The sequence below is a fragment of the Streptomyces sp. NPDC052064 genome, from assembly GCF_055585925.1.
In genome coordinates, this window is sequence record NZ_JBVJJE010000002.1 from 222,813 (window position 1) to 233,194 (window position 10,382).

The 10,382-nt window shown below is 71.3% G+C and carries 9 protein-coding genes; 2 read left to right on the forward strand and 7 right to left on the reverse strand.

Going from position 1 to position 10,382, the window contains the following annotated elements; genetic code table 11:
- Positions 1-36: 36 nt before the first annotated feature.
- From fbaA to ACZ6TU_RS05650, 7 genes are all read right to left on the reverse strand, one after another.
- Positions 37-1,059, reverse strand: coding sequence for a class II fructose-bisphosphate aldolase (gene fbaA / locus ACZ6TU_RS05620; protein ID WP_467674832.1), 1,023 nt, complete (start codon positions 1,057-1,059; stop codon positions 37-39).
- Between the two features lie 136 nt (positions 1,060-1,195).
- Entirely contained in the window at positions 1,196-1,744 is a 549-nt protein-coding gene (pyrE, locus tag ACZ6TU_RS05625) for an orotate phosphoribosyltransferase (protein WP_467674830.1), read from the reverse strand.
- A 10-nt stretch (positions 1,745-1,754) separates the two neighbouring features.
- Positions 1,755-2,543 carry an aldose epimerase family protein gene (locus tag ACZ6TU_RS05630; protein ID WP_469546877.1) on the reverse strand — a complete coding sequence of 263 codons (789 nt, stop codon included), beginning with the start codon at positions 2,541-2,543 and terminating at the stop codon, positions 1,755-1,757.
- A gap of 52 nt (positions 2,544-2,595) precedes the next feature.
- Complete coding sequence (locus ACZ6TU_RS05635; protein ID WP_469546880.1) at positions 2,596-3,660, reverse strand: SRPBCC domain-containing protein; 1,065 nt, start codon at positions 3,658-3,660, stop codon at positions 2,596-2,598.
- 116 nt (positions 3,661-3,776) lie between these two features.
- Positions 3,777-5,411, reverse strand: a complete 1,635-nt coding sequence (locus ACZ6TU_RS05640; protein WP_467674824.1) for a polyamine aminopropyltransferase — start codon at positions 5,409-5,411, stop codon at positions 3,777-3,779.
- Between the two features lie 147 nt (positions 5,412-5,558).
- Positions 5,559-6,086: a DUF2617 family protein gene (locus tag ACZ6TU_RS05645; protein WP_467674822.1), complete on the reverse strand. Its 528-nt coding sequence runs from the start codon at positions 6,084-6,086 to the stop codon at positions 5,559-5,561.
- Positions 6,087-6,652: 566 nt separating this feature from the next.
- Positions 6,653-6,937 (reverse strand): hypothetical protein, encoded by a 285-nt coding sequence (locus ACZ6TU_RS05650; RefSeq protein WP_467674821.1) that lies wholly within the window; start codon positions 6,935-6,937, stop codon positions 6,653-6,655.
- Positions 6,938-7,274: 337 nt separating this feature from the next.
- Between ACZ6TU_RS05650 and ACZ6TU_RS05655 the strand changes: the two genes are divergently transcribed.
- Positions 7,275-7,733, forward strand: coding sequence for a DUF8189 domain-containing protein (locus ACZ6TU_RS05655; protein ID WP_469546883.1), 459 nt, complete (start codon positions 7,275-7,277; stop codon positions 7,731-7,733).
- Positions 7,734-8,480: 747 nt separating this feature from the next.
- Positions 8,481-10,382 (forward strand): tetratricopeptide repeat protein (locus ACZ6TU_RS05660; RefSeq protein ID WP_469546886.1); only part of this gene is annotated, 1,902 nt, incomplete at its 3' end.

Genomic DNA, 10,382 nt, shown 5'->3' on the forward strand with positions numbered 1-10,382 from the left:
TCAGGAGGTGCCGGGCTCCACGCGAACGAACCGGGACTACTTGATCTTCGTGCCGGTGGAGCGCAGGTTGCCGCAGGCCTCGACGACGCGCTGGGACATGGAGGCCTCGGCCAGCTTGCCCCAGGTGCGCGGGTCGTAGGTCTTCTTGTTGCCGACCTCGCCGTCGACCTTCAGGACACCGTCGTAGTTGCGGAACATGTGGTCCGCGACCGGGCGCGTGAACGCGTACTGGGTGTCCGTGTCGATGTTCATCTTCACGACGCCGTTCTCCAGGGCGGTGCGGATCTCCTCCTCCGTGGAGCCGGAGCCGCCGTGGAAGACGAAGTCGAACGGGGAACCCTTGCCGAACTTGGCGGCGACGCCCTCGTTCAGCTCCTTCAGCAGCTCGGGGCGCAGGACGACGTTGCCCGGCTTGTACACGCCGTGCACGTTGCCGAAGGACGCGGCCAGCAGGTAGCGGCCCTTCTCACCGAGACCGAGGGCCTCGGCGGTGCGGATCGCGTCGTCGACCGTGGTGTAGAGGGAGTCGTTGATCTCGTGGGTGACGCCGTCCTCCTCACCACCGGTGGGGGTGATCTCCACCTCGAGGATGATCTTCGCGGCCCGGGCCTGCTCCAGCAGCTCCTGCGCGATGGAGAGGTTGTCGGCGAGGGTCTCGGCGGAGCCGTCCCACATGTGCGACTGGAACAGCGGGGCCAGACCGGCCTCGACGCGCTTCTTGGAGAGCGCCAGCAGCGGACGTACGTACCCGTCGAGCTTGTCCTTCGGGCAGTGGTCCGTGTGCAGCGCGATGTTCACCGGGTACTTCTCGGCGACGATGTGCGCGAACTCGGCCAGGGCGACGGCGCCGGTCACCATGTCCTTGCTGTACTGGCCGCCCAGGAACTCGGCGCCACCCGTGGAGATCTGGACGATGCCGTCGCTCTCCGCCTCAGCGAAACCGCGCAGGGCCGCGTGCAGGGTCTGGGTGGAGGTCACGTTGATGGCCGGGTAGGCGAACTTTCCTGCCTTCGCCCGGTCCAGCATCTCGTTGTAGACCTCGGGAGTTGCGATGGGCATGCGTCCGCTCCTTGTATCTGCGGGTTGGCGTACTGCGTTCTTTACGGCCCTGACCTAGACCTTGGGATGCGACGTCATCGTCGGCCCCATCTTTCCAGACTTGGCCGGAAGGTCCAGGCCACCGTCCACGCCCTGGTCAGTCGAGGCCCAGCTCGTCCTTCGAGAACGCGAAGAGGTACGGCACCCCGGCACCCTCCTGGATCTTCTCCGCGGCGCCGGTCGCCCGGTCGACGATGGTCGCGACGGCGACGACCTCGGCCCCGGCCTCGCGCACGGCCTCGACGGCGGTGAGCGGGGAGCCGCCGGTGGTGGAGGTGTCCTCGACGACCAGCACGCGGCGGCCCGCGATGTCCGGGCCCTCGACGCGCCGCTGCAAGCCGTGCGCCTTCGCGGCCTTCCGTACGACGAAGGCGTCCAGGCGCTGCCCGCGGGCGGCGGCGGCGTGCAGCATGGCGGCGGCGACGGGGTCGGCACCCATGGTGAGCCCGCCCACCGCGTCGAACCCGAAGTCAGCGGTCAGGTCGAGCAGCACCTGCCCGACCAGCGGCGCGGCCTCGCCGTCGAGGGTGATGCGGCGCAGGTCGACGTAGTAGTCGGCCTCCAGACCCGACGACAGGGTCACCTTGCCGTGCACCACGGCCTTGTCCTTGATCTGTCGCAGCAGCGCGCCACGTGTGTCCTTCATGCCGCCCAGCTTAGAGGCGGCGCCAGCTCCAGGTCGTGGTGGCCTCCAGCGGCTCCAGGGGCGTGACCAGGCGCGGCATGGTGTTGAGCCCGTTGGGCGGGCCGGTCTGCGGCTCCACGCACACGGCCGCGTCCTGCTCGTCGTAGACGACGACCCACTCCTCCCGGCTGGTCACCTTCAGCTCCAGCTGCCCGGGCCAGGTGAGGGTCACGTCGACGCCGCCGGGCATCCCGAAGCAGTCGTCCCAGGGACCGGGCTTCGGCTCGACGCGGTTGCCGGTGGGCAGGTGGTCGTCGCCGCGCTCCTCCTGCCAGGCGGGGTCGAAGTCGAGGCGTACGTCCTCACCGCCGAGGTTCCGGTTGAACCACGGGTGCCAGCCGATCTGCGCCGGGAACGACGACTGGTACGTCTCCACGGACATGGTCAGCGTCAGCGCGTCCCCGGTGAGGGCGACGACCTGGGTGACGCGGCCCGGGTGGGGCCAGGGGTCGACGAGCTCGTGGGTGATGACGGCCTCGTCCGTGCGCGTGCGGGCGGTGCGCCAGGCGCCGTCGCGGGCCGTGCCGTGGATGGCGTGGGGCGGGGCGTTGAGCGGCATCTGCCGTACGGCGGCGCCGTCCAGGAACCGGCCGTCCCGGGTCCGCCCGCACCACGGCACCATCGGGAAGCAGCCGAACCGCTCCCCCTGCCGGAGCATCTCCACGCCGCCGATGCGCAGCCCTCCGACCCGGCCGCCGTTGCCCGGCTGCACGGTCACCTCCGCGTCGCCCGCGGTCAGCGTGATGTCTTCGTCACTCACGGGACGACCCTACTGGGGTGATCAAGAGGGCCTCACCCGGTGCGGGGTGTTTTCAGCGGCGTCTGCGCAGAGCCCGGACCGCCACGATGGCCGACGCCAGCGCGAGCGCCGCCGCGGGGGCCGCCCAGCGCAGCGGGGCGGGAGGCATCACGGTCTGCGGCGCGGGCACCGGCGCGTACCGGCCCCTGGGCGGGGCGTGATCGACCTCCTCGGCACTACGCCCGATCATCGTCCGCCGCGCATGCGCCGCCTCGGCGATGTCCTCGTCGTCCTCGTCGTCCTCATCCGCGGGCCCGGGAGAGGACGGCGGAACATCGCTCTCGAAGGCGGAGGGGGGCTCGGGGGCCGGGGCGGCGGGGGGTTCGTCGCCGGGGCCGGGGGCGGGAGTGTCGTCGCCGGCCGCGGGGGCCGGGGGCTCGTCGGCGCGACCCGGAGCCGGGGCCTCGTCGCCGGTCCCGGAGGCACGAGCGTCGTCGGCGTGCCCCCGAGCCGACGCCTCGTCGCCGGAGGCGGGCGTCTTGTCGTCGGGTCCGGGGGCGGAAGTGTCCCGGGCGGTCCCCGGAGCCCCGGCCGCCGCTCCTCCGTCGGCCCCCGTCGGAGGCGGCGGAGCCGCGTCGTCCGCGTCTGGGGTCGTCTCGTAGTCGGTCGTGGCCCGGGGTTCGAAGTCCTGGGTAACGAGGGACGTGGTCGTTTCCGGGGCTGCCGCGGCCAGGTGTTCCGCGAAACGGTTCAACATGCGGGTGACGGCGCCCTCCACCGCGTCCGGCGGGAGGTCCTTGATCCGTCCGTCCGCGCTGGCCGTACCGTCGAACACGACCGTCGTGCCGTCCTCCGTGTCCCGCAGGGCGATCCGCAGCGCGAGTTTCACCGAGCCGGTGCCGCGGGCCTCCGTGACGTCGCCCTCGACGGCGTACGCCCCGTCGTCCCCCCGGGACACCCGTACGGCACCCCGGTACGTGACGGAGTGACTGCCGACCCGGATCTTCAGCCGCCCGGTGACGGGCGCGGCGCCGGCGTCCTGCTGGAGCCCCGGAACCGCCCGGGCGACCCGCGCGGGGTCGTCCAGCACCTCCCTGAGCCGCTCGGCCGGAACCGGAACGAACACCTCGTGCTCCATGTGGACGGACTCTACCCAGCACAGGCCGAAACGCACCTCCGTCTTCGGGATCAGCCCTCTTTCCGCCCCCACCAGGCGTATCCTCGTCCGCCCTCACCAGGCCGCCCCGGCCCCGCTCAGTAGCGCGGATGCACCAGCGTCGACGCGGGGAGCCCCACGATCCGCGTGCCCCGCGCCGCCCGCTCCCCCGCCGCGAGGGACGAGTCCGTGAGGACGTACGGGCGCGGGCCGTCCGGGTCGAGCCGCGGCCGCGGCTCCGTACGGGCGGCCAGGACGAAACCCCAGTCCCGGGGCGCCCGGGAGCGGTCGGCGGCGAAACCGGCGTGGCGCACGTCCGTGCAGTAGGGGACGGTGCGGAAACCGGCCGAGCGGAGGGTCGCGTCCACCGTCCAGTACACCCGCGGGCTGGACGCGACCGGCCCGGCGTGCACCACGAGCCGGCCTCCTGGGGCGAGCACACGCCGCGCGAGGCCGTAGAACTCCTGCGAGTACAGCTTGGTACTGGCCGTGATGCCCGGGTCCGGCAGATCCGAGAGGACCACGTCGTACGCCGCCTGGGGCGCCCCGCGCAGCCAGCCGAAGGCGTCGTGCGTGGACACGCGCACGCGCGGGTCGCCGAGCGCGTGCTTGTTCAGCGCCGACAGGGCCGGGTCGGTGCGGGCCAGCCGCACCACCTCCTCGTCGAGTTCGACGACGTCGACCCGGTCCACCCCGGGATGCCGCAGCACCTCGCGTGCCGCCAGTCCGTCACCGCCGCCGAGGATCAGCACGCGCGCGTGCGGCCCGGTCATGGCCGGGTGGACGAGGGCCTCGTGGTGGCGCAGTTCGTCGCGCCCGCTGACCCGCAGCCGGCCGTCGAGGAACAGGTCGAGGGACCGCCCGTGCGTGCCCCCGGTGAGGACCACCTCCTGCACGCCGGTCCGGAGCGCCACGCGAACGTCCCCGCCGTACACCGCCTGCCGCGCGGCCCGTTCGAACTCGTCGACGAGGACAGCGGCCGAGGCGAGGATCGCCAGCACGAGCGCGTTGACGAGCAGCAGCAGCCAGCGGGCGCGACGGGTCAGGTCCCGGCGGAACAGGCCGAGCACCAGCGCGCCCCCGACAACCACGTTGACGGCACCGGTGAGCAGCGCGCCGGTCAGCTGGCCGAGGAACGGCAGCAGCAGGAAGGGGAAGGCGAGTCCGCCGACGAGCGCACCGACGTAGTCGGCGGCGAACAGATCGGCCACCGCGCCGCCCGCGTCCTGGCGGCGGATCCGCTGGATCAGCTCCATCAACAGCGGGACCTCGGCGCCGATGAGCAGCCCGGTCGCGAGGGAGAAGGCGACCAGGAGGAAGCGCGGCCCGCTGGCCCACATCCCGCCCCAGTCGCCGGTCCAGGCGAAGACCGCGTACAGGGCCATCGCGCTGCACCCGCCGACGAGGGCGAGGGTCGCCTCGACCGCGCCGAAACCGGCCGCGGCGAGCCCGCGCAGCCGCTTCGCGGCGAGGGAGCCGATGCCCATCGCGAAGACCATGACGGACAGCACGACGGACGCCTGGGTGACGGAGTCGCCCATCAAGTACGAGGCGAGGGCGACCAGTTCCAGTTCGTACACCAGTCCGCAGGCCGCGCAGACGAACACGCCCGCGAGGACCAGGAACCGTCCGGTGCCCGGCCGGACGGGCAGCCGCGCCGGGCCGCCGGGGGCGCCCGGGGCGCTCCAGGGCGGCGGGGAACCGGGCAGGGCGGGCGCGTGCGGCTCGGTCACGTTGCGACGTTACGTCACACCTCCACTGCGGTTCGTCACCCACACGTGTGGTGCTGGTTTACACAGGCCCGATATCGGTAGGCGATCCGGTGCGCCGAATGGGTTTCACCACGTGAGTTTCGCCGAGTGAGTGAGGTACCGGGGGATTCAGTTGGCGGTGGCCGCCGCCGGCGCCCATACGCCCACCTTCGTGTGGGTCGCCACCAACTTCCCGTCCTCCGGGTACGCGTGCCAGGTCCGCCAGTGCACCTGTCCCTCGTGGTGCTGGGCCAGCAGTGCCGTGAAGGCGTGCGGGCTGCCGGGGAAGACGCCTGCCAGGCCGTGCGGGTGGTCGGAGACGAGGGCCAGCAACTCCTGGGCGCGGCCCGCGAAGGAGCCGGGCGAGAGGACCTCGACCCGGGCCGCGAACTCGTACTCCCAGTCGCCCACCCGCTTGGCGACGCCGAGCGGAAGCGGGGTGCTGCTGCCCGGAATGCACGCCACCGTCTCCGAGCAGATGCCCCGCTCCTCCTCCAGCAGGACCTGGTGGGACGCCCCGAGAAGTCGCAACTGGACTCTGAAGCCTGTCAGTTCGAGGTCGAGCGTGGCCAGTGCGGGAAGCGGCTCGCGCCCCAGGGCCCAGGCGAGATCGGCAGCGCGCGTGTCGGTGTAGGAGGTGTTCAGGGTCGTGAGCATGGATCGGCTCCGCAAGCACACAAGGAGAGGGAGATGGGTCCGCTGAACCCCGGTCGCGCCGGGGGATGCAGCCCGGGGCAAACCGGTCAGCCGGTTTCGGGAAGGTATCCGCAGGACGTCCGAGGCTGCGTTGATGTTTTAGAGGGAATCATGAACTGCGGCGCCGCAACAGCGTTTTTACCCAAGTTCGTAGGGTTTCCATCCCTCAGAGGGCTCCACAGCTCAACTGTTCAACCCCGGCGTGCGCCGACGCCGGGGAGGCGTGCGCCGGTGCGCCGTGCCTCACTCCTGGAGCCGGGACGGACGGGCACCCGGGCTTCCGAAGTACCCGCTTGACACACGCAGTTGCCGGAGTCACGCCTCGGGTCGGCGCTCCCGGGCCGCAGTTGTCCTACAGGCATGCGAAGTTGCCAGGGCACACTCCGAGTTGCCCGACAGTCGTTCGACGTGTCCGCCGGACGGGAACGCCGGACCCGCGCCCCGCACGCGAACGCGGGGCCCGCCCCAGGTGCGGACCCCGCGTTCGGTGGTTGCGGCTTCCCCGTCGGGAGCGCGGCCGACGTGCGTCAGCTGCCTCCGCCGCCGCAGCCACCTCCTCCTCCACCCCCGCCGCAGGAGGACCCGCCTCCGCAGGACGAGCCGCCGCCGCAGGAGTGGCCTCCGTGGTGTCCGCCGGACGAGCCGGAGTCTCCGCCCCCGGCCCACCAGCTGCCGCCGCTGTCGTGACGGGATCCGGTGGACGCCCACGCCCCGCGACGCGTCGTGCGTCCGGATCCGCCCCCGCGGGCCTTGGACACCAGCGCCCCGACCAGGACGACTCCGATCACCGCCAGGATGATGCCGACGACCATGGCGTCACCCTCCTTCCGTTTCCCCCGAAGCGGCCCCCCGTGGGCGCCTCGCTCTTGCGTGAACTGGGGATGCCCGCCCCCCGCACGCCCCAAAGCAGAGTTGAGGAAGTTCAGAGGGTTCTCTAAGGCCATCGGCCTCTGACCTGGACAGAAGGGCAATTTGGGGGCCGCCAGAGTCTCACTGGGCCGTCTGCGGGCCGTGATCTTTCAATGCAACGAGCCGCCACGTGCCGCCGAGTGCTCACTTGCGGGTACGTGCGTCTCACGAACGCTGGATGGAGGGAGGGACGTGGGACATGAACGCCTGCCTGGGCGTTCAGAAAAGGAGTCGGATTACATGTCCGTTCGAAGCATGACGTCAGCACGGCTCACGGACGGCCGCCCGCAGGTGTTCGCGGGAAGCAACCATGGGCTGTTCACCAGGTGGAAGGTGAACGAGCTCCCGAGTGCCGCTTGGACCCCCTGGCAGCCGTTCAACTTCGACCACGGCCGTGTGGTGTCGCTCGCTGCGGCCCCGCTCACGGACGAACGGCCGCAGACATTCGCCGTGACCGACGGCGGCGAGCCCTGGACGACCTGGAAGGTGACCACCGACGCGAGCGCCGCCTGGGCCGACTGGACGAAGTTCAACGACCTGCCGGGGTCAGCCCGCAGCGTGGGTGTGGCCACCCTGACGGACGGCCGTCCACAGATCGTGGTCGGCACCGACAACGGTTCGGTGTCCTCGTGGAAGGTGAGCACCAACCCGGACGACGCCTGGACCAACTGGTCCTCGTTCGACGGTCCGCCCGCCTGATCCCGAGACATACGGCGCTCGGCTGGGGTCTCCCAGCCGAGCGTTTGGGGCTACCGACGAAATGCGTCCACCAGCGGTCGTCCAGGGTTGGTGAGTGTGGCGCTCCCGTGCTGGCGGTGTCAGATTCCCGCTACGTTTCTTGCATTTGGCGGACTCTGCTATTTGATCACCCTTGCAGGTTGATGATGGGGGTATGGCAGGTTGGCGGCGGGTTCTGTGGTGGTCGTTGGCGGTGGTGGGGGCTGGCGCCGCCATCGTGTTGAGCTTGTTGGTGGTGGTCGGGGATTTGGACACGGCGGACCGGCTCGCAAGCGTGGTGGGCGCGGTGGCGGGTGTGGTTGCGTTGGCCGTGTCGGTGTACGCGATGTTCCGAACGCCGGGGTCTGCTCCTGAGCCGGTGCGTGCGGGGGACGGTTCGAACGCCGCAGGGGGAAACATGCGTAACGTCTCCGCTCGGGACACCACAGCGGCCCCGGCCACGCCCGCCAGCGGCAGGGGTATCTGGGCGAGCGGCGGGTCCAATGCTGCTCGCGGAGACATCGACGGCAGCACCGCCCACAAGGGCCCGGGCTCTTGATGGGACTGTTCAACCGCCACGGCGGCAAAGGGCCGAAGGCCACTGGCAGTCCCGCCGTCGAGGCAAGCAGCGGCTCAAACGCGGCCGGCCGTGACGTCGTGGGCTCGGTTGCCCAGCACATCGACAGCGCTGTGGTCCTTCCGCCGGAGGCCTACGGTCCGGCCGCCGACGTGCCGGCGCCCCCAATGCTGCGCAACATCCCGCGCATGGACGGGTTCGTCGGGCGGCAGGAGGCTCTCGGTCGGCTGGATGCCGCGTTTTCGGCGCCCGGGGACGTGGTGGTCCAGGCCGTGCACGGGCTCGGCGGCATCGGGAAGTCCGCCCTTGCCGCGCACTGGGCTGCCCAGCGTTTCACCGGCAATCCCCGCTGGTGGATCACCGCCGACAGCAAGACGGCCGTGGACGCCGGTCTTGCCGAGCTGGGACGCGCCCTGCAACCGGCCCTCACTGGCTTGCCCGAAGACTTCCTGATCGAGCGGGCCGTGCAGTGGCTGGCGACGCACGAGGGCTGGCTGATCGTCCTGGACAACGTCGACCATCGCGACCACATCCGCTTCCTTCTGGAGCGTGTCACCACTGGCCGCTTCCTCATCACCACCCGCCGTGCCACCGGCTGGTCGGGCCACGCCGCCACGCTGCGGCTGGATGTGCTCAGCCAGGGCGAGGCCGTTGACCTGTTCACCCGCATCGCGCACGCCCCCCAGGACGGTGCAGTCGGCGACGTCGCCGCGTTGTGTGCGGAGCTGGGACATCTGCCCCTGGCCGTAGAACAAGCAGCCTCCTACTGCGCCGAGACCGGCACCGGACCCCGCACCTACCTGCGCATGCTGGCCGAGTCACCGGCGCACATGTTCGCGGACACCACCGAAGGCGGCGACGACGAGCGCACCATCGCCCGGATCTGGCGCATCACCTTGGACCGCCTCACCGACACGCCCCTTGCCGGTGACATCCTGCGGATCCTGGCCTGGTACGCCCCCGAAGGCATCCCCCGCAGCCTGCTCGACGACCTTGCGCCGGCTCCTGTGCTGGCCAAGGCCATCGGCCGTCTCATCGCCTACAGCATGATCAGCGACAGTGGTGACGGGACGCTTTCCGTCCACCGTCTCGTCCAGGCCCTCGCCCGTACCCCCGACACAGACGACCCCCACCGGCACCTGGCAGACATCGACCACGCACGCGAGCAGGCCACCGAGCGCCTCAACAGCGCGTTTCCCCCCAGCATCGAAGCTCCTGAGACATGGCCGCAGTGCCGTGCACTCCTACCCCACGCCCACGCTCTCGCCGAACACACGCCAGCCGAACACGACACCGCCGACGCGGCGTCCCTGTTCGACAGGACCGGACTCTTTCTCCTGACCCACGGCATGACCGCCCGCGCTGTAGAACACTTCCACCGCGTGGTCTCCGATCGGGTGCGGGTGCTGGGCGAGGACCACCCCGACACCCTTGCCTCCCGCAACAACCTCGCCCTGGCCTACGAATCGGCCGGTGACCTGGGCCGGGCGATCCCCCTCCACGAGCAGACCCTCGCCGATCGGGTGCGGGTGCTGGGCGAGGACCACCCCGACACCCTCGGCTCCCGCAGCAACCTCGCCCTGGCCTACGAATCGGCCGGTGACCTGGGCCGGGCGATCCCCCTCCACGAGCAGACCCTCGCCGACTATGTGCGGGTGCTGGGCGAGGACCACCCCGACACCCTGAACTCCCGCAGCAACCTCGCCTCCGCGTACGAATCGGCCGGTGACCTGGGCCGGGCGATCCCCCTCCACGAGCAGACCCTCGCCGACTATGTGCGGGTGCTGGGCGAGGACCACCCCCACACCCTTGCCTCCCGCAGCCACCTCGCCCTGGCCTACGAATCGGCCGGTGACCTGGGCCGGGCGATCCCCCTCCACGAGCAGACCCTCGCCGATCGGGTGCGGGTGCTGGGCGAGGACCACCGCGACACCCTTGCCTCCCGCAGCCACCTCGCCCTGGCCTACGAATCGGCCGGTGACCTGGGCCGGGCGATCCCCCTCCACGAGCAGACCCTCGCCGATCGGGTGCGGGTGCTGGGCGAGGACCACCCC